The 26,845-nt window shown below is 71.5% G+C and carries 19 protein-coding genes; 14 read left to right on the forward strand and 5 right to left on the reverse strand.

Annotated features, from left to right (window positions below):
* Positions 1-116 precede the first annotated feature (116 nt).
* Complete coding sequence (gene hflX / locus QRN89_RS25890; RefSeq protein WP_290351763.1) at positions 117-1,607, forward strand: GTPase HflX; 1,491 nt, start codon at positions 117-119, stop codon at positions 1,605-1,607.
* A 122-nt stretch (positions 1,608-1,729) separates the two neighbouring features.
* On the opposite strand, the gene QRN89_RS25895 is transcribed toward hflX, so the two are convergent.
* Together QRN89_RS25895 and QRN89_RS25900 are read right to left on the reverse strand one after the other, a co-directional pair.
* Positions 1,730-2,899 (reverse strand): trypsin-like serine peptidase, encoded by a 1,170-nt coding sequence (locus QRN89_RS25895; RefSeq protein WP_290351764.1) that lies wholly within the window; start codon positions 2,897-2,899, stop codon positions 1,730-1,732.
* A 254-nt stretch (positions 2,900-3,153) separates the two neighbouring features.
* Positions 3,154-4,371, reverse strand: coding sequence for a trypsin-like serine peptidase (locus QRN89_RS25900; protein WP_290351765.1), 1,218 nt, complete (start codon positions 4,369-4,371; stop codon positions 3,154-3,156).
* Positions 4,372-4,672: 301 nt separating this feature from the next.
* On the opposite strand from QRN89_RS25900, the gene QRN89_RS25905 reads away from it, so the two are divergent.
* The 5 genes from QRN89_RS25905 to QRN89_RS25925 all read left to right on the forward strand — a co-directional run bounded on the left by QRN89_RS25905 (position 4,673) and on the right by QRN89_RS25925 (position 12,874).
* Positions 4,673-6,049: a diaminobutyrate--2-oxoglutarate transaminase family protein gene (locus QRN89_RS25905; RefSeq protein WP_290351766.1), complete on the forward strand. Its 1,377-nt coding sequence runs from the start codon at positions 4,673-4,675 to the stop codon at positions 6,047-6,049.
* 28 nt (positions 6,050-6,077) lie between these two features.
* The gene (locus QRN89_RS25910; protein ID WP_290351767.1) at positions 6,078-8,075 is read left to right on the forward strand and encodes an IucA/IucC family protein; all 1,998 of its coding nucleotides are present in this window, start codon (positions 6,078-6,080) and stop codon (positions 8,073-8,075) included.
* 104 nt (positions 8,076-8,179) lie between these two features.
* On the forward strand, positions 8,180-8,977 hold the full coding sequence (locus tag QRN89_RS25915; RefSeq protein WP_290351768.1) for a GNAT family N-acetyltransferase: 798 nt from the start codon (positions 8,180-8,182) through the stop codon (positions 8,975-8,977).
* A gap of 59 nt (positions 8,978-9,036) precedes the next feature.
* Entirely contained in the window at positions 9,037-10,839 is a 1,803-nt protein-coding gene (locus QRN89_RS25920; protein ID WP_290351769.1) for an IucA/IucC family protein, read from the forward strand.
* Positions 10,840-10,900: 61 nt separating this feature from the next.
* Complete coding sequence (locus QRN89_RS25925) at positions 10,901-12,874, forward strand: ATP-dependent DNA helicase (protein ID WP_290351770.1); 1,974 nt, start codon at positions 10,901-10,903, stop codon at positions 12,872-12,874.
* Between the two features lie 176 nt (positions 12,875-13,050).
* Here QRN89_RS25925 and lexA read toward each other — a convergent pair whose 3' ends face one another.
* On the reverse strand, positions 13,051-13,845 hold the full coding sequence (lexA, locus tag QRN89_RS25930; RefSeq protein ID WP_290351771.1) for a transcriptional repressor LexA: 795 nt from the start codon (positions 13,843-13,845) through the stop codon (positions 13,051-13,053).
* Between the two features lie 524 nt (positions 13,846-14,369).
* Between lexA and nrdR the strand changes: the two genes are divergently transcribed.
* Positions 14,370-14,882: a transcriptional regulator NrdR gene (gene nrdR, locus QRN89_RS25935; protein ID WP_290351772.1), complete on the forward strand. Its 513-nt coding sequence runs from the start codon at positions 14,370-14,372 to the stop codon at positions 14,880-14,882.
* Between the two features lie 161 nt (positions 14,883-15,043).
* Positions 15,044-17,938, forward strand: a complete 2,895-nt coding sequence (locus tag QRN89_RS25940; RefSeq protein WP_290351773.1) for a vitamin B12-dependent ribonucleotide reductase — start codon at positions 15,044-15,046, stop codon at positions 17,936-17,938.
* A gap of 225 nt (positions 17,939-18,163) precedes the next feature.
* Here QRN89_RS25940 and QRN89_RS25945 read toward each other — a convergent pair whose 3' ends face one another.
* On the reverse strand, positions 18,164-18,694 hold the full coding sequence (locus tag QRN89_RS25945) for a TerD family protein (protein WP_290351774.1): 531 nt from the start codon (positions 18,692-18,694) through the stop codon (positions 18,164-18,166).
* Between the two features lie 219 nt (positions 18,695-18,913).
* Here QRN89_RS25945 and QRN89_RS25950 point away from each other — a divergent pair, with 219 nt between their 5' ends.
* From QRN89_RS25950 to QRN89_RS25965, 4 genes are all read left to right on the forward strand, one after another.
* Positions 18,914-19,519: a YdbC family protein gene (locus QRN89_RS25950; protein WP_290351775.1), complete on the forward strand. Its 606-nt coding sequence runs from the start codon at positions 18,914-18,916 to the stop codon at positions 19,517-19,519.
* Positions 19,520-19,703: 184 nt separating this feature from the next.
* Complete coding sequence (locus QRN89_RS25955; RefSeq protein ID WP_290351776.1) at positions 19,704-20,363, forward strand: histidine phosphatase family protein; 660 nt, start codon at positions 19,704-19,706, stop codon at positions 20,361-20,363.
* Between the two features lie 12 nt (positions 20,364-20,375).
* A complete protein-coding gene (locus QRN89_RS25960; protein WP_290351777.1) occupies positions 20,376-21,284 on the forward strand; it encodes an ADP-ribosylglycohydrolase family protein in 909 nt (302 codons plus the stop codon).
* 762 nt (positions 21,285-22,046) lie between these two features.
* Complete coding sequence (locus QRN89_RS25965) at positions 22,047-23,561, forward strand: DUF4153 domain-containing protein (protein WP_356948655.1); 1,515 nt, start codon at positions 22,047-22,049, stop codon at positions 23,559-23,561.
* A gap of 127 nt (positions 23,562-23,688) precedes the next feature.
* On the opposite strand, the gene QRN89_RS25970 is transcribed toward QRN89_RS25965, so the two are convergent.
* The gene (locus QRN89_RS25970; RefSeq protein WP_290353860.1) at positions 23,689-25,242 is read right to left on the reverse strand and encodes an MFS transporter; all 1,554 of its coding nucleotides are present in this window, start codon (positions 25,240-25,242) and stop codon (positions 23,689-23,691) included.
* Between the two features lie 124 nt (positions 25,243-25,366).
* Between QRN89_RS25970 and QRN89_RS25975 the strand changes: the two genes are divergently transcribed.
* Both QRN89_RS25975 and rnhB read left to right on the forward strand, forming a co-directional pair.
* Positions 25,367-25,993, forward strand: a complete 627-nt coding sequence (locus QRN89_RS25975; RefSeq protein ID WP_290351778.1) for a TetR/AcrR family transcriptional regulator — start codon at positions 25,367-25,369, stop codon at positions 25,991-25,993.
* Positions 25,994-26,066: 73 nt separating this feature from the next.
* The gene (gene rnhB, locus QRN89_RS25980; RefSeq protein ID WP_290351779.1) at positions 26,067-26,777 is read left to right on the forward strand and encodes a ribonuclease HII; all 711 of its coding nucleotides are present in this window, start codon (positions 26,067-26,069) and stop codon (positions 26,775-26,777) included.
* Positions 26,778-26,845: the final 68 nt, after the last annotated feature.

Genomic DNA, 26,845 nt, shown 5'->3' on the forward strand with positions numbered 1-26,845 from the left:
GTCCACCACGGCACGGCACACCGGGAATGTTCCGGGGCTGTGACGCGTTGTGACCATCGCGGGTGTGTACCGCGTGTGCACGGTCCGCATCAGCTTTCCATCGACGTAAGGATCCAATGACCTCCTCTTCATCCACTTCCCAGGACGCGCAGAGCTTCGCGGAGACCACCCGCACCGAGAGCCTTCGGGCCGATGCCCTGATGGAAGAGGACGTCGCCTGGAGCCACGAGATCGACGGAGAGCGGGACGGCGAGCAGTTCGACCGTTCCGACCGTGCCGCGCTGCGGCGTGTGGCGGGCCTCTCCACCGAGCTCGAGGACGTCACGGAGGTCGAGTACCGGCAGCTGCGCCTGGAGCGCGTCGTGCTCGTCGGCGTGTGGACCTCCGGGACCGTCCAGGACGCGGAGAACTCCCTCGCGGAGCTGGCCGCACTGGCCGAGACCGCGGGTGCCGTCGTGCTCGACGGCGTGATCCAGCGCCGCGACAAGCCGGACCCGGCCACCTACATCGGTTCCGGCAAGGCGAACGAACTGCGCGACATCGTGCTCGAGAGCGGGGCCGACACCGTCATCTGCGACGGTGAGCTCAGCCCGGGCCAGCTCATCCACCTCGAGGACGTCGTCAAGGTCAAGGTGGTCGACCGGACCGCCCTGATCCTCGACATCTTCGCCCAGCACGCCAAGTCCCGCGAGGGCAAGGCGCAGGTGGCGCTGGCACAGATGCAGTACATGCTTCCCCGGCTGCGCGGCTGGGGTCAGTCGCTGTCGCGCCAGATGGGCGGCGGCAGCGGCGGCATGGCCACCCGAGGTCCCGGTGAGACCAAGATCGAGACCGACCGGCGCCGGATCCGCGAGAAGATGGCGAAGATGCGCCGTGAGATCGCGGAGATGAAGACCGGCCGCGAGATCAAGCGGCAGGAGCGCAAGCGCCACAAGGTCCCCTCCGTGGCGATCGCCGGCTACACCAACGCGGGCAAGTCCTCGCTGCTCAACCGCCTCACCGGCGCGGGCGTCCTGGTGGAGAACGCGCTGTTCGCCACCCTGGACCCGACCGTGCGCCGGGCCGAGACCCCGAGCGGCAGGCTCTACACGCTCGCCGACACCGTCGGGTTCGTCCGGCACCTTCCGCACCACCTCGTCGAGGCGTTTCGCTCCACCATGGAGGAGGTCGGCGAGTCCGATCTCATCCTGCACGTGGTGGACGGGTCCCATCCCGCACCGGAGGAGCAGCTGGCCGCCGTGCGTGAGGTGATCCGGGATGTCGGCGCGGTGGACGTGCCCGAGATCGTCGTGATCAACAAGGCGGACGCTGCCGACCCGCTGGTGCTGCAGCGACTGCTGCGTATCGAGCGGCGCGCGATCGCCGTCTCGGCCCGTACGGGCGTGGGGATCGACGAACTCCTCGGGATCATCGACGCCGAACTGCCGCGCCCGAAGGTCGAGATCGAGGCCCTGCTTCCGTACACCCAGGGTGCGCTCGTCTCGCGCGTCCACGCCGACGGCGAGGTGCTGTCCGAGGAGCACACCTCCGAGGGCACGCTGCTGAAGGCACGGGTGCACGAGGAACTCGCGGCCGCGCTGGGGCCGTACGTCCCGGCGACGCACTGAGTCAGGCGCGCACCGCGCGACCTCGACGCGAAGGCCCGCCCCCTCCTTGGTGAGGGGGCGGGCCTTCGTGGCTCGGGGCCGAGGGCTTCAGGGTCCGGGTGCGGACCCACGGGCCCCGCGGGTCACCTCCCCGCGAACTTCCCGCTCATCGTCGTGTAGATCTCCCTCGCCCCTTCGCCGAGGCGCGGTCCGGCGAGCCAGCCCGCCGTCACCGGCCCGATCGAGGTGTTGGAGACCAGCGCGGGCCTGCCGTTCGGCCGGGTGACGACCCAGCCGCCGCCGGACGAACCGCCGGTCATGGTGCAACCGATGCGCCACATGGTCGGCGTTCCCGGCCCGATGGACAGCCGGCCCGGCCGGTCGATGCACTTGTGCATGACCAGGCCGTCGTAGGGAGGTGCCGCGGGGTAGCCCCAGGCGCCCATCGCGGCGATGTCCTTGGCCTCGGGTGCGTCGAACTCGACGTCGAGGGCCGCCCCGACCGTCTCCTCGAGGGACTTGGTGCCCCGCTCCGGCTTCACGTGCATGACCGCGTAGTCGTACGGGGCTCCGCCGCCGCCCGTCGGACCGCCCTCGGAGATCCACTCGCCCGAGGTCGAGACCCAGTCCGCCCAGTAGACGCCGTACGGGGCGATCTCCTGCGGCTGGGCGTTCCGCAGCTCGGCGGGGGACTTGCCCAGGTCGTTGTACGCCGGGACGAACGTGATGTTGCGGTACCAGCCGCCCTCCTGGCCGGCGTGCACACAGTGCCCCGCGGTCCACACGAGGTTGGACCTGCCCGGGTTCGCCGGGTCCCTGACGACCGTGGCGGAGCACTCCATGGAGCCCTGGGGCGCGTCGAAGAACACCTTGCCGACCGGTGCGGCGTTGCGGTGGTACGGCTTCGACTCCGGCTTGGCCTGCACCGGCCGCGGCTCCGGGTCGGTGACGCCCTGGTCGCCCGAGATCTCACCGGCGGCCATCGTCCTCTGCGGGGACTCGGCCTCCTTCATCCGCTCCGGCTTCCAGAGCCCCTTGATCATCGGGTTGACGAAGTCCTTGGCCTCGCGGAGCCAGGTGTCCTTGTCCCAGTTCTTCCACTCACCGTTCTTCCACGCGTCCAGGTCGACCCCGTGCTCCTTGAGCCGGTCGGCCAGGTCGGCCGGAATCGCGGCGCCGCCGTCGGCCGTCGCGGTCGCGGATGCGGCGGGCTTGTCCGCGGCGACGTCCTCGCCCGGGCCGCACGCCGCGGCCGTGAGCGAGAGCGCCGCGACCAGGCCGATGGCGGCCGGCAGCGGGCGTATGGATCGCATGAGAACGCTTCCCCCTGAACAGGATTTGCCATGAACGTGTCACGCGTATGGGTATGCGAAAGGGCGGTCATCCGAGGGACCGCCCGTGGTGCGACCTACTCTATGCGGTCCGTGCGCCCGGGCCGTGTCCGTCGCCTGGACGGAGTCTCCACGCGCGGGGCGCCCGGGGTCTCCGCGCCCCGGTCTCCGCATGAGAGCGGCGCCGGGGCGCCGGAAGGGCCCCGGAGGGGTCCGGGGCCCGCGGCGGGACGCGCCTACCGGGCCGCGAACTTCCTGCTGACCGCGTCGTAAATGCCCTTGGCCTCATCGCCGAGGCGCGGTCCGGCGAGCCAGCCCGCCGTCACCGGGCCGATCGAGGTGTTCGAGACCAGCGCGGGCTTGCCGTCCTTGCCGGCCGCAACCCAGCCGCCACCGGACGAACCGCCGGTCATGGTGCAGCCGATGCGGTACATCGTCGGCTCCTCGGCCTTCAGCGACAGACGGCCCGGCTTGTCCTCGCACTGGAACATCCGCTCGCCGTCGAACGGCGGCGCCGCCGGGAAGCCGGTCGCCTTCATGCTGCCGATCTTCGGCACGGCCGGTGCGTTGAAGTCGACGGGAAGCGCCGAACCGACCGTCTCCTCCAGCGACTTGCCGTTGCCGCCCTTCTCGGGCGTCACATGGATCACGGCGAAGTCGTACGCCGCGCCCTGGCCGCCCGTCGCCGCGCCCTGCGAGATCCACTGCTCGGAGGTCTGCGCCCAGTCGCCCCACCACACGCCGTAGGGCGCCACCTGCTCCTTCGAGTCCCCCTTGGTGGAGGTCTTCGCGCTGTTGTTGTACGACGGGACGAAGGCGATGTTGCGGTACCAGCCGCCCTCCTTGCCCGCGTGGACACAGTGGCCCGCGGTCCACACCATGTTGGACTTGCCGGGGTTGGCAGGGTCCTTCACGACGGTCGCGGAGCAGACCATCGAGCCCTTGGGGCCGTCGAAGAAGACCTTCCCGGCCTCGGGGGCGTTGCCGTGGTAGGGCGCGGCCACCGCCGCCGCCTCGACCGGCTGCGGCGTGGGGTCGGTGACACCCTCGTCACCGGAGATGTCCTCCTCCTCGACCGGCTTGGCGGGCTCCTCGGCCTCGCGCATCCGGTCCGGGTTCCAGAGGTCCTCGATGATCGGGTTGACGAAGTCCTTGGCCTCGCGGAGCCAGGTGTCCTTGTCCCAGTTCTTCCACTCGCCGTTGCGCCACTTGTCCAGATCGATCCCGTGCTCCCTGAGCCGGTCCTTGAGATCGTCCGGGATCGTTATCTTCCCGTCGTTGGCACCGTCGGCCGCCGCCGTGGCGCTCGGCTTGGCCGCCGCCTCGTCCCCACCGGGGCCGCAGGCCGTTGCCGTCAGCGCGAGCGCGGCCGCGAGCGCGCCCGCCGCGAACACGGGCCTGCGAGCGGCGTTCCCCCCACGGCGTGCGGCGAAGATCGGGCGATTGGGTCGCATGTGGTGATCCCCCTGGGACTTCATCAGTTACGTGCGTACGGAACGAGATTGCCTGCGCACATCCCGGCGACGCTGCCGGTGCCGCAATACGGCCCCCCACTATGCCGGTGCCGTTGGGGACGGTGAGCGGCAGGGCCGTGGTTCCCGGCCCCAAGGATCTTCCGGAATGACCGTGATCCCCCGCTCGCGGCGTCGTTGGTACGGACGGGGGACGCAGGCTTCAGCGTTCACCGTCGTGCCGCGGCGGTCGACCGCCGTACCGAGGCGCGACACAACCGTGACAGTCGGAGGACGAACCACCGTGGCCGTGACCGAACCCGCTCCGCCGGCACAGCCCGTCGCGCACGAAGGCATCCTGCGCCGCCAGTCGCTCCGCGAGTCGGCGGCACGGACCTACGCCCGCTCGCTGCCCATCGTCCCGGTGCGGGCCCGAGGGCTGACGATCGAGGGGGCGGACGGGCGGCGGTACCTGGACTGCCTCTCCGGCGCCGGGACCCTCGCCCTCGGCCACAACCATCCCGTGGTCCTGGAGGCGATCAAGAAGGTGCTCGCCTCCGGAGCGCCGCTCCACGTCCTCGATCTCGCCACTCCGGTCAAGGACGCCTTCACCACCGAACTGTTCGCCACGCTGCCGCGGCCGCTCGCCGACGACGCCCGCATCCAGTTCTGCGGGCCCGCCGGCACGGATGCCGTCGAGGCAGCCCTCAAACTGGTCCGCACGGCGACGGGGCGCACGGGGCTCCTCGCGTTCACGGGTGCCTACCACGGCATGACGGCCGGGGCGCTGGACGCCTCCGGGGGTGCGGCCGACGTCCGCGTGACGCGGCTGCCCTTTCCGCAGAACTACCGCTGTCCGTTCGGGGTCGGCGGTGACCGCGGGGCCGAACTCGCCGCCCGCTGGACCGAGAACCTGCTGGACGACCCCAAGGGCGGTGTCCCCGCCCCCGCCGGCATGATCCTCGAACCGGTCCAGGGGGAGGGCGGCGTCATCCCCGCCCCCGACGGCTGGCTGCGCCGGATGCGCGAGCTCACCGCGTCCCGTTCCATCCCGCTGATCGCCGACGAGGTGCAGACCGGGGTGGGGCGCACCGGAGCCTTCTGGGCGGTCGAGCACAGCGGGATCGTCCCCGACGTGATGGTGCTGTCCAAGGCCATCGGCGGTTCCCTCCCTCTCGCCGTGATCGTCTACCGTGCCGATCTGGACGTCTGGCAGCCCGGCGCCCACGCCGGGACGTTCCGGGGCAACCAGCTCGCCATGGCGGCGGGCGCGGCCACCCTGGCCTTCGTGCGGGAGAACCGGCTCGCTGAACGGGCCGCCACCCTCGGCACGCGCATGCTGGGGCAGCTCCAGGGGCTCGCCGCCACCCACCGCTGCATCGGCGACGTACGCGGCCGCGGTCTGATGATCGGCGTCGAACTGGTGGATCCCGGCACCGACGACCCGCAGGCCGACGTACCCCCGGCCGACCCCGTGCTCGCCGCAGCCGTGCAGCGGGAATGCCTGCGCCGCGGGCTCATCGTCGAACTCGGCGGACGCCACTCCGGGGTGGTCCGGCTGCTGCCTCCTCTCACGCTCACCGACGAACAGGCCCAGGCGGTCCTCGACCGCTTCGCCGACTCCCTGGAAGCGGCCGTGCGCGCACCGCACCGCCGCAACGACACCGGACCGTCTCTGTGATCCCGGACGACACCACAAGGAAGTCCCCGTGAACCCCACCCCCGCTGCCGACACCCCAGAACCCGACGTCCGCTCCACCGCGGACCACCACTCGGGGCAGAACGGGACGACGGCCGTCCCCCTCACGGTCGAGCCGGCGACGGTGCCGCGGCAGGCGTCGGGATCCTCCGAGGAGCAGGGTGCCGCCGCGCCACCGGTGACGGCCACTGACGCGGCGGAAGGCCCCGCGGGGACTCCGCCGGGCAGGTCCGCCGACCCGCTCGACCACCCCGACCCACTGGTGGCCGCCGACGCGGGCGCCGTCGAGAACCTCCTGCGCTGCTGGGTCCGGGAGAACAACCTCCCCGCACCCGGCGGGAACACCCTGCGCATTCCGCTCGGCGCCAGCGGCACCGCCCTGATCGTGCCCGTCCTCCACTGGTCACTCGCCGGCTGGCACCGGTTCGGACCACCCGTTCTGGAGGGCGCGCCGGCGGACGCGCCTCCCGCCGACGCCGTCACCGTCGCGGCCCTCCTCACCCGTGAACCGGGCGGCGACGGCAGCGCGACCGGCCCCGAGGCCCCCCTGCGGCGCGAGGGTGAAAGGCACCGGTCCGACGCGGTCGACCTGGCCGGACGCGTGGCGGACTCCGTCCGCCGTACGGCCGACTTCATCGAAGACCGGCGGCGGCGCCCCGCCCCTCGGCACGGTGCCGACCTCTTCCTGACCGCCGAGCAGTCACTGATCCTGGGTCATCCGCTGCACCCCACTCCCAAGAGCCGCGAAGGGCTCTCCGACGCCGAGGCCCGGCTCTACTCGCCGGAGCTGTACGGCTCCTTCCCGCTCCACTGGCTGGCCGTCGACCGGTCCGTGCTGGCAGGCGAGTCGGCCTGGACGGAAGAAGGCCGTACGGTACCCGCGGAGCAGCTCACCTCCCGGCTGGCGGGAGACCTCCCCCTCCCTCCCGGTACCGTCGCCCTGCCGCTGCACCCCTGGCAGGCCCGCGAGGTGGCCCACCGCCCCGAAGCCGCCGCGCTGTTCGACGCGGGCCTGCTCCACGACCTGGGCCCCGCGGGTGAACCCTGGCACCCGACCTCCTCCGTCCGCACCGTGCACCGGCCCGGCGCACCGGCCATGCTCAAGCTCTCGCTCGGCGTTCGCATCACCAACTCCCGTCGTGAGAACCTCCGCAAGGAACTCCACCGCGGCGTGGAGGTCCACCGTCTTCTCCGCAGCGGCCTCGGCACCCAATGGCGGTCCGCGCACCCCCGCTTCGACATCGTCCGCGATCCCGCGTGGCTCGCCGTGGACACCCCGGACGGAGCGCCGCTGCCCGGAGTCGACGTCATGATCCGGCACAACCCGTTCGGTCCCGGCGACGACGCCGTCTGCCTCGCGGGGCTCACCGCCCCACGGCCCTGGCCGGGCCGTGCGGGCACGCACTCGCGTCTCGCCGAGGTCGTCGGCGGGCTCGCCGCCCGCACGGGCCGTCCCACCGGCGCCGTCGCCGCCGAGTGGTTCCTGCGCTACCTCGACCAGGTCGTGCGCCCGGTGCTGTGGCTGGACGCCACGGCCGGTGTCGCCCTGGAGGCGCACCAGCAGAACACGCTGGTGATCCTCGATCCGCAGGGGTGGCCCGCCGGCGGCCGCTACCGCGACAACCAGGGCTACTACTTCCGCGCGTCGCGCCGTGCCGAGCTCGAGCGCCGTCTTCCCGGCATCGGCACCGTCAGCGACACCTTCGTCGACGACGCCGTCACGGACGAACGCTTCGCGTACTACCTCGGCATCAACAACGTCCTCGGTCTCATCGGCGCCTTCGGATCCCAGAGGCTCGCCGACGAGCGCGTCCTCGTCGCCGGCTTCCGCCGCTTCCTCGGCTCCGTCCGTGACCTCGGCTCACCGCTCCCGGCGCAGCTCCTGGAGAACCCGACCCTGCGCTGCAAGGCGAACCTCCTCACCCGGCTCCACGGCCTCGACGAACTCGTCGGCCCGGTCGACACCCAGTCCGTCTACGTCACCATCACCAACCCCCTCCGACCCTGAAGGAAATCCGCTCCGAAGGACCTCGGCGTCCCGAGGAACCGCCCGACCGGGACCGGCACCCCGAAGACCGACCTGTCCGAACTGCTGAGAGGAGAGCGCCACCCATGCCTCCCGCCGACGCGAGCGCCGACACGGACGGCGCCTCCACCCCCTCCACCGGAGGCGGCGTGGAGGACACCCTCGAACTGCGGCTGCCCGACGAACTGGCGGCGCTCTTCGGACAGGACCAGCAATCCGGTCTCCCGACGCCGGCGGACCAGGAAACCCCGAGTGCGACGCCACGCGCAGGCGCCGACGGCACGGACCTCGACCGTATGCCGCTCCCCGGCGAGGACCTGCTCGACGCCCTCGCCGACTGGGGCGCCGTGGCCACCCCGATCGGCTCCTTCCAGCTCGTGCCCGTCCGGATCGAGCGCGATCTGCCGTTGATCAGCCGCTGGATGAACGACCCCGCCGTCGCGGCCTTCTGGGAGCTGGCCGGACCGGAATCCGTCACCGAGGCCCACCTCGGCAGCCAGCTGACGGGGGACGGCCGCAGCGTCCCCTGCCTCGGCGTGCTCGACGGCGCGCCCATGGGCTACTTCGAGATCTACCGCGCCGACCTCGACCCCCTGGCCCGCCACTACCCGGCCCGGCCCCATGACACCGGCATCCACCTCCTCGTCGGGGGTGTCGCCGACCGCGGCCGCGGTGTCGGCACCACCCTGCTCAGAGCCACGGCCGATCACGTGCTCGACCACCGCCCCCGCTGCGGACGCGTCATCGCCGAGCCCGACCTGCGCAACACCCCCTCCGTCTCCGCGTTCCTCAGTGCCGGCTTCCGCTTCTCCGCGGAAGTCGACCTCCCCGACAAGCGAGCCGCCCTCATGGTCCGTGACAGAGCGCTGAGCAAAGTGCTGTGAACGACCCGCTGCCTTACATACACCGCTCGAACCGCATCGGTTCCCTACGAGGAGTCCCCGTGCCGAAGTCCCCTGCCACCCCAGACTCCGCCAAGCCGTCCGCCCTGCTCGCACCGGCCGAACTCAACCCGGAGGCCTGGCACCGGGCGGCAGACCGTCTGCTGGCCAAGATGCTCGGCGAATTCGCCTACGAAGAGATCATCGAGCCGCTGCCCCGGGGCCACGACGACGGCTACACGCTCCGCCTCGACGACGGGCAGGACCTCACCTTCCGGGCCCGGCGGGGCGCGTACGGCAGCTGGAGGATCGTCCCCGGTTCCGTCCGGTGCGACGGAGACCCGTTCACCGATCCCCTCCGGTTCCTGGCCACCGCCCGCCACCTCCTCGCGCTCGACGGCGCCACGCTCGGCCACCTGGTACGCGAGCTGAGCACGACCCTGGCCGCCGACTGCAGGCTCGACCACACCGCGCTCCCCGCCGCCCGGCTCGCCGACCTCGACTACGCCTCCCTGGAGGGCCACCAGACAGGTCATCCCTGGCTCGTCCTCAACAAGGGCCGACTCGGCTTCTCCGCCCGAGACACCGCACGGTGGGCCCCGGAAGCCCGCACTCCGTCCCGGCTGCCCTGGATCGCCGTCAGCACCCGCCTCGCCGCCTACCGGGGCGTGCCGGGACTCGACACGCCCGAGCGCCTCTACGCCGCGGAGCTCGACACCCCGGTACGCGACGCCTTCACCGCCACCCTGCGGGCCCGCGGCCTCGACCCCGACGAGCACCTGCTGCTGCCCGTGCACCCCTGGCAGTGGGACCAGGTGCTCCTGCCCCTCTACGCCCCCTCGATCGCCCGCGGCGAGATCGTCCCGCTCGGCGAGGACGGCGACCTCCGGCTGCCCCAGCAGTCCGTCCGCACCTTCCTCAACACCAGCCGCCCCGACCGGCACACCGTCAAGCTCCCGCTCTCCGTGCTCAACACCCTCGTCTGGCGCGGGCTGCCCACCGAGCGCACGCTCGCCGCACCCGCCGTCACCCGGTGGGTCCACGGACTCAGGGACGCCGATCCCTTCCTCCGCGACGAGTGCGGGGTGATCCTGCTGGGCGAGGTCGCCTCGGTCACCGTCGAGCACCCGCACTACGACCGGCTGCCGGAGGTGCCCTACCAGTACAAGGAACTGCTCGGCGCCATCTGGCGGGAGCCCTTGCGGCTGCCCGCCGGGGAACGGGCCCGCACCCTCGCCTCGCTCCTGCACACCGATCCCGCGGGGCGCGCCTTCACCGCCGAACTGGTCGAACGCTCCGGGCTGGCCCCCGGCACCTGGCTGCGCCACCTGTTCGCGGCCCTCCTCCCACCGCTGCTGCACTTCCTCTACCGCTACGGCACCGTCTTCTCCCCCCACGGGGAGAACGCGATCGTCGTCTTCGACGACCACGACGTGCCCGTACGCCTCGCGATCAAGGACTTCGTCGACGACGTGAACGTCAGCGCCCGACCGCTGCCGGAGCTCGGCACCATGCCCGACGACGTCCGCGCGGTCCTGCTCACCGAGGAGCCCGCGTTCCTGACCCAGTTCATCCACTCGGGTCTCTTCGTCGGGGTGTTCCGGTACCTCGCCCCGCTGTGCGAGGAGCAACTGGACGTGCCGGAGGGTGAGTTCTGGTCCCTCGTCAGGGATGAGATCCTGCGGCACCAGGCCCGGTTCCCCGAGCTCAAGGACCGCTACGAGCTGTTCGACCTGCTCACCCCGCGTATCGAGCGCCTCTGCCTGAACCGCAACCGGCTGCACCTCGACGGCTACCGCGACCGCTCCCAGCGCCCGCACGCCGCGGTGCACGGCACGGTCCGCAATCCCCTGAGCACGTTATGACGCCGCGCACCGGCCGGGACCGGATCGCGCTGTCAGCGGTGCCCCGTAGGGTGGGCGGTCTATGACGAAGCCATCCCTCCCCGAGCTCCTCCACGCCGCGGTCGCCTCCGTCGGCGGGGTCGAGCGGCCTGGCCAGGTCACCATGGCCGAGTCCGTCTCCGAGGCCATCGACGACGGGTCCCATCTGCTCATCCAGGCAGGCACCGGCACGGGCAAGTCGCTCGGGTACCTCGTGCCCGCCCTGGCCCACGGGGACCGCGTGGTGGTCGCCACGGCGACGCTCGCGCTGCAGCGCCAGCTCGTGGAGAGGGACCTTCCGCGGACGGTGGAGGCCCTGCACCCACTGCTTCGCCGCAGGCCGGAATTCGCCATGCTCAAGGGCCGGTCGAACTACCTGTGTCTGCACCGGCTCCACGAGGGCGTCCCCCAGGAAGAGGAGGACGGGCTCTTCGACCCGTTCGAGGCCGCCGCCCCCACCAGCAAGCTGGGCCAGGACCTGATGCGTTTGCGCGACTGGTCGGACGAGACGGAGACCGGGGACCGGGACGACCTCACCCCCGGCGTGTCCGACCGGGCGTGGTCGCAGGTCTCCGTGTCCTCCCGGGAGTGCCTCGGCGCGAGCAAGTGCGCCTACGGGGCGGAGTGCTTCGCGGAGATGGCCCGGGAGCGCGCCAAGCTCGCCGAGGTCGTCGTGACGAACCACGCGCTGCTCGCCATCGACGCGATCGAGGGCGCTCCGGTGCTGCCGCAGCACGAGGTGCTGATCGTCGACGAGGCCCATGAGCTGGTCTCGCGGGTCACCGGCGTCGCGACGGGCGAACTCACCCCGGGGCAGGTCAATCGTGCGGTGCGCCGCGCGGCCAGGCTGGTCAACGAGAAGGCGGCCGATCAGCTCCAGACAGCGGCCGAGGGCTTCGAGAGGCTGATGGAGCTCGCCCTGCCCGGCCGCCTGGAGGAGATCCCCGAGGACCTCGAGTACGCGCTGCTGGCGCTGCGCGACGCCGCCCGCACGGTGATCTCGGCGCTCGGTGCCACCCGCGACAAGTCCGTGCAGGACGAGGACGTCGTCCGCAAGCAGGCGCTCGCGTCGGTCGAGTCCGTCCACGAGGTGGCCGAGCGGATCAGCCACGGCTCCGAGTACGACGTGGTCTGGTACGAGCGCCACGACCGCTTCGGGGCGTCCCTGCGCGTGGCCCCGCTCTCGGTCTCGGGCCTGCTGCGGGAGAAGCTGTTCGCCGACCGCTCGGTGGTGCTCACATCCGCGACGCTCAAGCTGGGCGGCGACTTCAACGGCGTGGGCGCGTCCCTCGGGCTGGCCCCCGAGGGCACCCAGGGCGAGGATCTGCCCGTCTGGAAGGGCGTCGACGTCGGCTCGCCGTTCGACTACCCGAAGCAGGGCATCCTCTATGTGGCGAAGCATCTGTCCCGCCCGGTGCGGGACGGTGGCCGTGAGGACATGCTGGACGAGCTCACCGAGCTGATCAAGGCTGCCGGAGGCCGCACGCTCGGCCTGTTCTCCTCCATGCGGGCGGCCCAGCTCGCCGCCGAGGAGCTGCGATCCCGGATTCCCGAGGTCCCGATCCTGCTGCAGGGTGAGGAGACGCTCGGGGAACTGATCAAGAACTTCGCGGCCGACCCCGAGACCTGTCTGTTCGGCACGCTCTCCCTCTGGCAGGGGGTCGATGTCCCCGGGCCGAGCTGCCAGCTGGTGGTGATGGACAAGATCCCGTTCCCGCGCCCGGACGATCCCCTGATGAGCGCGCGCCAGAAGGCGGTGGAAGACGCGGGTGGGAACGGCTTCATGGCGGTGGCGGCGACCCATGCGGCGCTGCTGATGGCTCAGGGCGCCGGCCGGCTGGTACGGGCGACGGGAGATCGCGGCGTGGTCGCCGTGCTCGACCAGCGGCTCGCCACGGCGCGGTACGGCAGCTATCTGAAGGCGTCACTGCCCGATTTCTGGTACACCACGGACCGTCATCAGGTGCGCCGTTCCCTTGCCGCGATCGACGCTGCGGCGAAGGCCGAGGGGAAGTAGGCCTCCCCGAGCGCCGGGGCCGTCCTCGGGGTGGTTCCGCCGTGCCCTGCGAGAGGCGGGGCATCGGAGGGTGCGAACCATGGGGCCGCAGGACGGTGCGAGCCACCGCGGACACATCAGGGCCCCGGGACCGGCGCAGTGGGTCCCGGGGCCCGGTCAGAGCCGACGGAGTGTGCTCACACCCGCCGAAGCACCGCCACCACCTTGCCGAGGATCGTCGCCTCGTCGCCGGGGATCGGCTGATAGGCGGCGTTGTGCGGGAGGAGCCATACATGGCCGTCCTCGCGCTTGAAGCGCTTGACGGTGGCCTCGCCGTCCAGCATCGCCGCGACGATGTCGCCGTTCTCGGCGACCGGCTGACGGCGGACGGTGACCCAGTCGCCGTCACAGATCGCGGCCTCGATCATCGAGTCACCGACGACCTTCAGGACGAACAGCTCTCCGTCGCCGACCAGCTGCCGGGGGAGGGGGAAGACGTCCTCGACCGACTCCTCGGCGAGGATGGGGCCACCGGCGGCGATCCGGCCGACGAGCGGCACGTACGAGGCCGCGGGCTTGCCCGTCGTGTCCGTGGGCTGTGTGGTCGGCTGGTCGGAGCCGCGCACCTCGTACGCCCGGGGGCGGTGCGGGTCGCGGCGGAGGAAGCCCTTCCGCTCCAGGGCCATGAGCTGGTGGGCGACCGACGACGTGCTGGAGAGGCCCACCGCCTGGCCGATCTCGCGCATCGACGGCGGGTACCCACGGCGCTGCACCGAGTCGCGGATGACCTCGATGACCCTGCGCTGGCGGTCCGTGAGACCGGAGCTGTCCGCGCGGATCCCCGGAGGTCGACCGGGCAGCGAACGAGCGGGGCGCGCGGGCTCTGCGCCCTCCGGGGTCGTGGCTGCGTCATTCATGGCATGCACCGGCTCGAATCGGTTCTGGGAGCGGTCCTGGGCAGTGATGGTGGCACTGTCAGCGGTGGTGGTCACGTCGGCCCCTCTCGAGATGGTCTCCCTAGCTGGACAACGGTAGTTGCTTTCGAAAGGTTGCGCCAAACACACGTTCGAGTGAAAAAACGCAGATCACCTTACGCTCGCAGATGAGTGGGTGTATAGGGGGCTGCGATCACGCTGCCGGTTCAGGTCGTCACAGTAACCCTCGCGGCCGGGCGCACGGCCCCGGGGGTGTCCGTCCCCAGTCTGTCATCCGGGGCGCCGGAAAGGGGTGACCGCGGGCCCCGGAATCGGATGCGCCGGGCGTCTCCCGTACCCTCGTGGCCGGCGCCGGGGGCGTCGGCGGAACCCCGGGCGCGCACCCGCGCCGTGCGACACGCGCCGGGGCGGGATTGGCGCCGAAACCCCAGATCTAGTGGTTGGATTGTCCCGGCCACCCAGAAGTTGTGGTCCCGGGTCCATCAAGACCGCGGCGATCGCCTATGCTTGTGGCTGCTTCGAGGGGGCTGATGCGCCCCTGCGGGGCTGTTCAGTCGTGCTGCGAAGGAGGGTTGGGAACCATGCACTGCCCCTTCTGCAGGCACCCTGACAGTCGTGTCGTCGACAGTCGGACCACCGACGACGGCACGTCGATCCGACGCCGCCGCCAGTGCCCCGACTGCTCCCGTCGTTTCACGACGGTCGAGACGGCGTCGCTGATGGTGATCAAGCGCAGCGGGGTGACCGAGCCCTTCAGCCGCAACAAGGTCATCTCCGGCGTGCGCAAGGCGTGCCAGGGGCGGCCCGTCACCGAGGACGCCCTCGCCCAGCTCGGCCAGCGGGTCGAGGAGGCGGTGCGCGCCACCGGCAGCGCCGAGCTGACCACCCACGACGTGGGTCTGGCCATACTCGGCCCCTTGCAGGAGCTCGACCTCGTCGCGTACCTGCGCTTCGCATCCGTGTACCGAGCGTTCGACTCGCTCGAGGACTTCGAGGCCGCCATCGCGGAGCTCCGTGAGCAGCGGCCACCCGCAGAGGAGAGCGGGCCCGGGGGGACCCACGAGGTCCCCGAGCCCGCCAGAGCCGCCGACTGATCGACCGGCCCGCAGGTGCGGGCGGAGATCGGCCGCAGAGCGGCTGAGGAGACCCGTCACGGGCACGGCGCACGGCGCTGCGCCCGTGGCATCAGACAGAGACTGTGCCAAGGGAAGATCTGGGCACTTCAGGGCGTTTTCGCCCGTATATGGGAGGCGGCATGACAGAGACGACGAGCGGCCCGGCACGAGGCTCCCGAGCCAAGGGATCCAAGGCTGCCGCGGCCCGGCAGGGCCTGCGTGTCGAGCGCGTCCACACCACCCCCGGCGTGCACCCGTACGACGAGGTGGCCTGGGAGCGCCGTGACGTCGTCATGACCAACTGGCGCGACGGCTCGGTCAACTTCGAGCAGCGTGGCGTCGAGTTCCCCGACTTCTGGTCGGTGAACGCGGTCAACATCGTCACCAGCAAGTACTTCCGCGGGGCGGTCGGCACCCCGCAGCGCGAGGTGAGCCTGAAGCAGCTCATCGACCGCATCGTGAAGACGTACCGCAAGGCCGGCGAGGACCACGCGTACTTCGCCTCGCCCGCCGATGCGGAGATCTTCGAGCACGAGCTGGCGTACGCCCTCCTGCACCAGATCTTCAGCTTCAACTCGCCGGTGTGGTTCAACGTCGGCACGCCCCAGCCGCAGCAGGTCTCCGCCTGCTTCATCCTGTCCGTCGACGACTCCATGGAGTCGATCCTCGACTGGTACAAGGAAGAGGGCATGATCTTCAAGGGCGGTTCCGGCGCCGGCCTGAACCTCTCCCGGATCCGCTCCTCCAAGGAACTGCTGTCCTCGGGCGGCAACGCCTCCGGACCGGTCTCCTTCATGCGCGGTGCCGACGCCTCCGCCGGAACGATCAAGTCCGGTGGCGCCACCCGGCGGGCCGCCAAGATGGTCATCCTCGACGTCGACCACCCCGACGTCGAGGACTTCATCGAGACCAAGGTCAAGGAGGAGGAGAAGATCCGCGCGCTGCGCGACGCGGGCTTCGACATGGACCTGGGCGGCGACGACATCACGTCCGTCCAGTACCAGAACGCCAACAACTCCGTCCGCGTGAACGACGAGTTCATGAAGGCCGTCGAGGCCGGCGGGAAGTTCGGCCTGCGCGCCCGCATGACCGGCGAGGTCATCGAGGAGGTCGACGCGAAGTCGCTCTTCCGCAAGATGGCCCAGGCCGCGTGGGCCTGCGCCGACCCGGGCATCCAGTACGACGACACCATCAACCACTGGCACACCTGCCCCGAGTCCGGCCGGATCAACGGCTCGAACCCGTGCAGCGAGTACATGCACCTGGACAACACGTCCTGCAACCTGGCCTCGCTGAACCTGATGAAGTTCCTGAAGGACGACGGCAAGGGCCACCAGTCCTTCGACGTCGACCGCTTCCAGAAGGTCGTCGAGCTCGTCATCACGGCGATGGACATCTCCATCTGCTTCGCCGACTTCCCGACCCAGAAGATCGGCGAGAACACCCGGGCCTTCCGCCAGCTCGGCATCGGCTACGCCAACCTGGGCGCCCTGCTGATGGCGACCGGCCACGCGTACGACTCCGACGGCGGCCGCGCCCTGGCCGGTGCCATCACGTCGCTGATGACGGGCACCTCCTACCGGCGCTCCGCCGAGCTCGCCGCGGTCGTCGGCCCGTACGAGGGCTACGCCCGCAACGCCGAGCCGCACCAGCGGGTGATGAAGCAGCACGCCGACGCCAACGGCGCGGCCGTCCGCATGGACGACCTGGACACCCCCGTCTGGGCCGCGGCCACCGAGGCCTGGCAGGACGTGATCCGCCTCGGCGCGAAGAACGGTTTCCGCAACGCGCAGGCCTCCGTCATCGCCCCGACCGGCACCATCGGTCTCGCGATGTCCTGCGACACCACCGGCCTGGAGCCCGACCTCGCGCTGGTCAAGTTCAAGAAGCTGGTCGGCGGCGGCTCGATGCAGATCGTCAACGGCACCGTGCCGCAGGCCCTGCGCCGGCTCGGCTACCAGGAAGAGCAGATCGAGGCGATCGTCGCCCACATCTCCGAGCACGGCAACGTGATCGACGCCCCGGGCCTGAAGACCGAGCACTACGAGGTCTTCGACTGCGCGATGGGTGAGCGTGCCATCTCCCCGATGGGCCACGTCCGCATGATGGCCGCGATCCAGCCGTGGATCTCCGGCGCCCTGTCCAAGACGGTCAACATGCCGGAGTCGGCGACCGTCGAGGAGGTCGAGGAGATCTACTTCGAGGCCTGGAAGATGGGCGTCAAGGCCCTCGCGATCTACCGCGACAACTGCAAGGTCGGTCAGCCGCTCTCCGCCAAGAAGAAGGAGGAGAAGAAGGCCGAGATCACCGAGAAGGCCGAGGAGACCATCCGCAGCGCGGTCGAGAAGGTGGTCGAGTACCGTCCGGTCCGCAAGCGCCTCCCGAAGGGCCGGCCCGGCATCACGACCTCCTTCACGGTCGGCGGCGCCGAGGGCTACATGACCGCCAACTCCTACCCGGACGACGGTCTCGGCGAGGTCTTCCTGAAGATGTCGAAGCAGGGCTCCACCCTCGCGGGCATGATGGACGCCTTCTCGATCGCCGTCTCGGTCGGTCTGCAGTACGGCGTGCCGCTGGAGACCTACGTCTCCAAGTTCACGAACATGCGTTTCGAGCCGGCCGGTATGACGGACGACCCGGACGTGCGGATGGCGCAGTCGATCGTCGACTACATCTTCCGCCGCCTGGCACTGGACTTCCTGCCCTTCGAGACCCGCTCGGCGCTCGGCATCCACTCCGCCGAGGAGCGTCAGCGGCACCTGGAGACGGGTTCGTACGAGCCCGCCGACGACGAGGTGGACGTCGAGGGCCTGGCCCAGTCCGCCCCGCGTCAGCAGGAGAGCCTGAAGCCGGTCTCCGAGCCGAAGGCCGAGACCCCGGCGCCGAAGCAGGCGCACACCTCCGCGGAGCTCGTGGAGATGCAGCTCGGCATCAGCGCGGACGCGCCGCTGTGCTTCTCCTGCGGCACGAAGATGCAGCGCGCGGGCTCCTGCTACATCTGCGAGGGCTGCGGCTCGACGAGCGGCTGCAGCTGATACCGGGCGGCCGCGCCGGGTGTCACACCCGGCGCGGCCGCATCCGAGGCGTGGACTCCGGGGGAGGGGCGTCGGCGCGGAGCCGGTGTCCCTCCCCCGCGCACGGCCGTCGTGCGGAACGGAGAGTTCCGTCGGCTCGGCCGGCCGGGCCCGCCCGGGAGGAGCGAACCCGGCGGTCGCCCGGACGCGATCCCCGCGGCACGGGCCCGCACCGGGTGGCTCCGGTCAGGCCGGCGGCGTACCCATCAGAGTGGCGAACTCGGCCGGGTCCGCGCTGAAACCACGCAGGAACGGGCGCAGTTGCCACGCCCCGTCGTCGTCGCGGGTGAACTCCGCGATCGTCGCGGCCGAGGCGTCCGGGACGCCCGAGAAGTCGTCGCTCGCGAGCTCCACCGGGCCGTCGAGTATCCGGACTCCGGTGTTCGGGATGTCGGAGAAGGACTTCTCCGCGTTCCGCTGCTGGATGACGACGCCGACCACGACCCTCGCGTAGGCCGTCGCGAGCCGCTCGAGTTCGAGGGTCATGACCTCGTCCGCGCCGAAGCCCTGGCCGGTGCGGCTGTCCCTGTCGAGGGTGATCGTGCCGTCGGGTGAGCGGCTGGCGAAGTGCACGAGATAGGCGGGCGTGCCGTGCGGGGCGTCCGCCGTGTACGTGGCGGCCACGATGTCGAGGTCGTGGGCGGCGGCTCCGATGGGGCTGGGGTCCCACTTGAGCGTCACCTGGACCTTCCGGAGCCCTTTGCTGAGACTGCTCACCCGAATTCCCTTCCTCCTGGACGGCGGAGGCCCGCGCCGGACGGCGCCCTCGGCCGTCAACTCCCGGCACGACGTGCGAACTGTCATCGTGTCATGTGACCGGCGTGGTCCGGGGACGACCGCGAAGGGGCGGCTCGAACCGGCCGGGCGGTCGACCGGAGGTGCACCTTCACCCAGGAGAGTGACCAAGGCCACGTCCCTTGGCCGTACGATGGCGCGGTGCTGGTCAAGTGGATTCGCTGCACCGTCGTGGACCGACGGGGGTTCGAGCGCGGGCAGCGGAAGTGGGCGGGGCTGCTGGGGGAGCCGGGCTTCCGGGGGCAGGGCGGCGGCTGGAGCAGAGGCCGGCCGGATGTCGCCCACGTGTTCTCGTTCTGGGAGACCCGCGCGTTCTACGACTCCTTCATGGCGCGGTCGCACGACCGCCTCGCGTCCGCGCAGTCGGGCACGTACAGGAACCTCCAGGCGAAGCTGTTCGACCACCGGTTCGACGTGAAGACCGGGTTCGAGCCGCGCTTCGCGGACGCGGACGTGGTGCGTGTGGCGCACTGCAAGGTGCACGAGCACCGTGTGGAGCACTTCTCCCTGATGCAGGAGAAGGTGTGGAACCCGGCGATGGCGGGGTCCCCGGGCATGGTGCGGGGGCTCTTCGGCGAGGCCCCGGGGAACGAGTTCCTGGTGCTTTCCATGTGGCAGTCGGCCGCGGAGCACGGCAAGTACCGGGTCGAGCGGGTGGAGCGGCTGTCCCTCCGGGCACAGACCGAGGCGGACATCGCGGCGCTGGCCGGGGACGTCGTGGCCCTGGAGCCGTCCTGGACCGTGTGACCACGCCGGCTGCCGGTCGCCTCGGGACCTGACGGCCGCCGCGGTCGGACGGGTCGGACGGGTCGGACGAGTCCCGTTCCCGGGGCGGGGCCCGGCCCAGGCCGTGTGCGCGTCCTGTGAGGACACGCCGCACCCACCCCCGCGGCACTCCTCGTGCGGGCCGCTCCGATCTAGGGTTTGTCCTATGGCACGACCACGGCGCATCGTCCTCGTCCGGCACGGCGAGTCGGAGGGCAACGCCGACGACTCGGTGTACGAGCGCAAGCCCGATCACGCGCTGAGCCTCACCGAGCGGGGATGGCGCCAGGCCGAGGCGACCGGTGACCGGCTGCGCGGGCTGTTCGGGCATGAGCGTGTCAGCGTCTACGTGTCGCCATATCGACGTACCCACCAGACGCTCCACGCCTTCCGGCTCGACTCCCGGCTCGTCCGGGTCAGGGAGGAGCCCCGGCTGCGCGAGCAGGACTGGGGGAACTGGCAGGAACGCGACGCCGTGCGGTTGCAGAAGGCCTACCGCGACGCCTACGGCCACTTCTTCTACCGCTTTCCGCAGGGAGAGTCGGGAGCCGATGTGTACGACAGGGTGGGGGCGTTCCTGGAGAGCCTCTACCGGAGCTTCGAGTCGCCCGAGAGCCCGCCCAACGTCCTGCTCGTCACCCACGGCCTCACCATGCGCCTCTTCTGCATGCGCTGGTTCCACTGGACGGTGCCCGAATTCGAGTCGCTGTCGAATCCCGACAACGGCGAGACGAGGACGCTGCTGCTCGGCGAGGACGGCCGGTACACACTGGACAGGCCCTTCGAGCGCTGGTGCACACCCGAGTGGTACGGGATCACCGGATAGAGTGGCGGTGCGATGACCGCTGACTCCTCTCTCGACCGGCGCCTCGACCGCGCCCTGGCCAGCCTGCGCGGGCTGTCCGTGGGAGACGCCCTGGGCTCCCAGTTCTTCGTACCCTCCAACTATCCGCTGCTGAAACGGCGCGCCCTGCCGTCCGGCCCCTGGCAGTGGACCGACGACACCGAGATGGCCTGCTCGGTGGTGGCCGTGCTGGTCTCCCACAGCCGGATCGACCAGGACGCACTCGCCCTGTCCTTCGCCGACCACCACGACTTCGACCGGGGCTACGGGCCCGCGGTGAACCGGATGCTGCGGCTGATCCGCGAGGGCGGCGACTGGCGCGAGCTGGCCGCCGAGCTCTTCAACGGCCAGGGCTCGTGGGGCAACGGAGCGGCGATGCGCATCGCCCCGCTGGGCGCCTGGTACGCGGACGACCCCGAGCAGGCCACCCATCAGGCGGAGATCTCCGCGTACACGACGCACCAGCACCGCGAGGCCGTCGTCGGGAGCATGGCGGTCGCCGCCGCCGCGGCGCTCGCGGGCTCCCCCGACGGCCCTCCGTCGCCCGCCGACCTGCTCGACGGAGTGATCGCGCTCGTGCCGCGGAGCGCGGTGGGGCAGGGTCTGCGCCGGGCGCGCGACATGCTCGACTACGGCGATGTCGGCACGGTCGCGGCGGTGCTCGGACGGGGCCGGCGCACGAGCGCGCACGACACCGTTCCGTTCGCGCTCTGGTCCGCGGCACGGGCGCTGGGGGACTTCGAGAAGACCTTCTGGACCACCGCTCAGGTGGGCGGCGACGTCGACACGACCTGTGCGATCGCCGGGGGAGTGGTCGCGGCCGCCGCTGCCGGCGCTCCGCCCGCGGCCTGGCTGGAGCAGACCGAGGCCCTGCCCGACTGGCTTCTCGCCCGGGTGGCCTGACCTCCGGACGCCCGGATGCGGCGGGTGTGTCCCGGGCCGCCCCGCCGCACTGTCACGGTCCTGCCACAACCCCGCCCCGGCGGGGTGTCCCCCGGTGTCCGGGGCTAGCCTGTCGGCCACGCCGCAGCGTTGATCATGACGGGCGCGCGCCGATGAGACGCCGGGACGACGGGACGGCCATGCCGGCCCCACCGCAGGGCCCGGCCGGGAGGGGGTCCCGTGCCAGACAGACCGTCCACACCGCCAGCCCCGGACGCCGGGTCCGAACCGGGGGAGGGCTCCGGAGAGAAATCGTTCGTCCAGGACCGGTCCCCGGGACGGGACGCCGCTCCCGGCGAGGGCGCCGTTGCCGGGCAGCCGTCCGGACCGGTCCCGGCCGGGGAGCCGGCGGGGGCACGGGAAGGCGAACCGGACGCCGACGACGGCGTCGGACAGAGCACCGGCAGGGGCGGCGAGCCCCGGCCGCGCGAAGCCGCGGGAGCCTCGCCTGAGCCGAGCGGGCCCGCCGCCACCGTCGGGTCCGCGGGGGGCGGCCCGGCCGGCGGTGCCCGGCCGCACGGAGCCGTCGGCGGCGCCCCTGCCGGGTCCGACGGATCACCGGGCATATCCGGGGCCGTACCGGGCCAGGGCCCTTGGGCAGGCCCCGGCACCGCCCGCGCCCGAACGCAGACGCCTCCCGGACAGCCGTGGCCTCCCCCCGTCAAGCAGCCCGAGCCCTGGTTCGCCGCCATCCGCCCCACCCGGCGCGAGCCGGCCCGGGCGGTGACGCTCTGGTGCGCACTCGCCACCGCACTGCTCAGCGCGCTGCTGCTCGGTGACGGACTCGGGGTGAACCTGCTGATCGTCGCGGTGCCGGCCGCGCTCGCCGCGTTCTTCGCCGCCCGGGCCGCGGGCCGGCGGCTGCGACCCGTGACGGCCGCCTGGGCGGTCGGCGGTCTCGCCCTGCTCGTCGTCCCTGCGCTGCGCGACGCGGGCTGGCCGACGTTCCTGGCCGTCGTCTCCGCGCTGGCCGTCGGTTCGATCGCACTCCACGGGGGCCGCACGTGGCCGGGCGTCCTCCTGGGCTCGGTCGGCGTGCTGGACTCGCTGGTGACCGGCCCGGTCTGGGGGTGGCGCGGACTGCGCGAACGTGCCGACGGTTCCCGGGGCCGCTGGGGTCCCGTGCTGCGCGCTTCCGCGGTGGCAACCGTCCTGGTGCTCGTGTTCGGCGCGCTGTTCGCCGGCGCGGACGCGGCGTTCGCCGATCTGCTCGGCGAGCTGACACCGGACGTCTCGGGAATCGACGCCCCCTGGCGCTTCCTGCTGTTCCTCGTCGGACTGGCCGGCGCGCTCGCGGCGGCGCACACCGCCGCGGCCCCTCTCCGCTGGGACCGCCTCACCCTGCGACAGGGAAGAGCGAGGGGCAGGGCCGAGTGGGCCCTCCCCCTGATCGTCCTGGACCTGCTCTTCGCGGCCTTCATCGCCGTCCAGCTCGCCGTCCTCTTCGGCGGGTACGACAAGGTGCTGCGCGAGACGGGGCTCACCTACGCCGAGTACGCCCGGCAGGGCTTCTGGCAGCTGCTGTGGGCCACCCTGCTCACCCTCGTCGTCATCGGGCTGGCGCTGCGCTGGGCGCCCCGCGAAGGATCCCGCGACCGCGCCCTCGTGCGGGCGGTGCTGGGGACGCTGTGCGTGCTCACCCTGGTCGTCGTGGCCTCCGCGCTGCGCAGGATGGATCTCTACGTCGACGCGTACGGGCTCACGCGGCTGCGGATCTCGGTCGCGGCGATGGAGCTGTGGCTCGGGCTCGTCCTCGTGCTGATCATCGCCGCGGGGCTCCTCGGGAGCCGCTGGCTGCCGCGCGCCGTCGTCGGCAGTGCCGCCGCCGCGGTACTCGCCTTCGGCCTCGTCTCGCCCGACGCGCTGGTCGCAGAGCGCAACGTCGAGCGGTTCGAGAGCACGGGGAAGATCGACGTCGGGTATCTCCGCGATCTGTCGGCGGACGCCGTCCCGGCACTCGACGCACTTCCCGAACCGGTGCGCTCCTGCGCGCTGAGGCAGATCGAACGCGACCTGCGGGAGGCGGACCAGGCCTGGTACGACACGAGCTGGGGGCAGACGCGGGCGAGGGAGCTCCTGGGGAAGCGTCCGGCATCGGCGGGCGGATCGGCCTGCGCGGCGTACGGAGAGGACGAGTACGGCGAGTACGGCGGCACCCGTGACGGGTACGACGGGGATGCCGACCTCGACGGCATCGACGACCTCGAGGACTTCGACCCGGGTACCGGCATGGACTGACGCCCCGTCCGCACGGCCGCCCACTGGCAGGGCCCGTGCGTCCGCCGCCGTCCGCGCGGTCCGGCACACCGTGAGGTGCGGTCCGCTCCCCCGAGGACGGACCGCACCTCACCGAAGGCCCGCCGCCTCAGGCGACCGGGCCGCCCGCCCCGGCGTTCCCGCTGAGCGCGTCCAGGTCGCTCCTGCGCACGCGCACCACCAGGACCGCCGTGGCCAGTGCCAGGAGCACCATGCCCACTGCGGCGAGGAACGAGGTCGAGATCCCCTCGGTGAGGACCTCGTGGCCCCAGGGGGCCGGCAGTTCCCGCGTCCTGGCGAACTCCGCCTGCTGTTGGGGGGAGGCCTGGGCCATGAACGCCGGGACCTGCCGCTCCGCCTCGTCCCGGCTCGCCGTCCCGAACACCGTGACCAGGATGGACAGCCCCAGCGAACCACCCACCTGCTGCGTCGCGTTGAGCAGTCCCGAGGCCGCGCCCGCCTCGTGCGGTGCGACGCCGGAGACGGCGGTCAGCGTGAGCGTCACGAAGTTCAGTCCCATACCGAAGCCGAAGAGCACCATCGGCCCGAGGACGCCACCGAGGTAGGAGCTGTCCGGGCTGATCAGCGTCTGCCAGAACAGGCCCAGGCCGGTGACGGCGGACCCGGTGACCATGAACGGCTTCGGGCCGAGCACGGGCAGCAGCCGCTGCGAGAGCCCCGCGCCGGTGATGATCGCCACGGTCACCGGAAGGAAGGCCAGACCGGCCTCGATCGGGCTGTAGCCGAGCACGTTCTGCACGAACAGAACGATGAAGAAGAACATCCCGAACATCGCCGCGGCCAGGCTCAGCATGATCACGTACGTGCCCGAGCGGTTCCGGTCGGCGAACATCCTCAGCGGCGTGATCGGCTCCCTGGCCCGGGACTCCACGAGGGCGAACGCGCCGAGCAGCAGCACCGCCGCGCCGAACGACCCCAGGGTGAGCGCGTCCCGCCAGCCCTCCTCCGAGGCCCGGATGAACCCGTAGACCAGCGAGGCCATGCCCGCGGTGGAGGTCAGCGCGCCCGCCACGTCGAACCTGCCCGGGTGCCGCTCCGACTCGGCTATGTACAGCGGTGTCAGGAAGGCGATCAGCAGGCCGATGGGTACGTTGACGAACAGGACCCAGCGCCAGTCGAGCCACTGCGTGAGCATTCCACCGGCGAGGAGTCCGATGGCTCCACCGCCGGCGGAGACGGCCGCGAAGACGCCGAACGCCCGGTTGCGCTCGGGGCCTTCGGGGAACGTGGTGGTGATCAGCGCCAGTGACGTCGGTGAGGCGATCGCGCCCCCGACGCCCTGGAGCGCACGCGCGGCGAGCAACTGCCAGGGTTCCTGGGCGAATCCGCCCAGGAGCGAGGCGAGGGTGAAGACGAGGATGCCGGTCATGAACACCCTGCGCCGCCCGAGGATGTCCCCGGCCCGGCCGCCGAGGAGCAGCAGTCCGCCGAAGGTCAGTGTGTAGGCGCTGAGCACCCAGGAGAGGTCCGTGGTCGAGAAGGCGAGCGCGTCCTGGATGTGCGGGAGCGCGATGTTCACAATCGTCGCGTCGAGTACCACCATGAGTTGGCACGCCGCGATTACGGTGAGGGCTATGCCGGGACGGCCTTCCCGGCGGGCTGCGCCCTGCTTGCCCGGTTGTTCCAGCTGAGAGGTGGTCACCATGGTCCCCCCGTGCATGACTTAGTGAACGGAACCGTTCACTGCGCCGTCCACGGTAGTGACTCCCCAACAGGGAACGCAAGCGTTCACTGCACTACCGCACTGCTTCAACGGAGAGTTCTTGATGGGTACTTCGGGAACCGGGGCCGCCGCTCGGCCGCGGTCCGTGACGCTGCGCCGCCGCGGCCCGGTGCTGGAGCGGGCGATCCTCGACGCCGCGCTCGAGCAGCTGAGCACGGTCGGCTGGGGCGGGCTCACGATGGAAGGGGTCGCCGCCGGGGCAAGGACCGGCAAGGCCGCGGTCTACCGCCGCTGGCCCTCGAAGGAGGATCTGGTCGCCGACGCCCTGGAGGCCGGGCTGCCCTCGCTGGGAGACGCACCGGATCACGGAAGTGTCCGTGAGGACCTCTACCACCTCGCCCGCCGGATGCGGGCGGCGATGTACTCGAAGCCCGGATGCGCCCTGCGTGCGGTCCTTCACGAATGCGACCCGTCGACGGCCGAACGTTTCCACGGGCTGATCGTCAGGGGTGTCATCAAGCCGTCGGTGCACCTCTTCCGGCAAGTGCTGAACCGGGGTGTGGCCCGCGGAGAGGTGCGTTCGGACGCCATGGACGACATGGTCTTCGACGTGATCCCCGCGATGATGATGTACCGGTCCAAGGTGTGCGGAAGCGAATGGAAGGACAAGGACATCGCCGACATGATCGATCGGGTCATGGTGCCGCTGCTGTGCCCGCGCCGGGGCTGATTCGAGGGCTCGTACGGGAGAGGGGGAGCCGGGGTGTTGCGGCCGCGCCGCGCGGCGTAATCTGTCTGGCGCCATGCCGTACGAACCACCCACGCACACCGTTGAGCGCTCACTCCGCGCCACCACCGGCGCCAAGATCATCGCCGGTGTCGACGAGGTCGGGCGGGGGGCCTGGGCCGGTCCTGTCACGGTGTGCGCCGCCATCACGGGTCTGCGCCGGCCGCCCGAGGGGCTGACCGACTCCAAGCTGATCACTCCCAAGCGCCGTGCCGCCCTGGCGGTGGAGCTGGAGAGATGGGTCACCTGCCACGCGCTCGGGCACGCCTCCCCCGAGGAGATCGACGAGCTGGGCATGACCGCGGCTCTGCGCCTGGCGGCCGTGCGGGCCCTGGACGGGCTTCCGGTCCGGCCCGACGCCGTGATCCTGGACGGCAAGCACGACTACCTCGGCGCGCCCTGGCGCGTCCGGACGGTCGTCAAGGGCGACCAGTCGTGCATCGCCGTCGCGGCCGCCTCGGTGCTGGCCAAGGTGCGGCGGGATGCGCTGATGGCCGAGCTCGGGCTGGAATCGGCGTCGTTCGAGCCGTACGCGTTCGGCGAGAACGCCGGCTACCCGTCGCCCGTGCACAAGGCGGCGCTGCAGGAGCTCGGCCCCACACCCTTCCACCGGCTTTCCTGGGCCTATCTCGACGCGATGCCGCGCTGGCGGCATCTGAAGAAGGTCCGGATCTCCGTGGAGGCGGCCGCTCTGGAGAGCGGGGGCCAACTCGGCTTCGACTTCTGAACCGGCCGTACCAGGAGTACTGTGCCGACCGGCCTGACGACCGGTCGCACTTATGTGCCACCCGCCGA

Origin of the sequence: Streptomyces sp. HUAS CB01, from assembly GCF_030406905.1 — a bacterium.
GTDB classification, from domain to species: domain Bacteria; phylum Actinomycetota; class Actinomycetes; order Streptomycetales; family Streptomycetaceae; genus Streptomyces; species Streptomyces chengbuensis.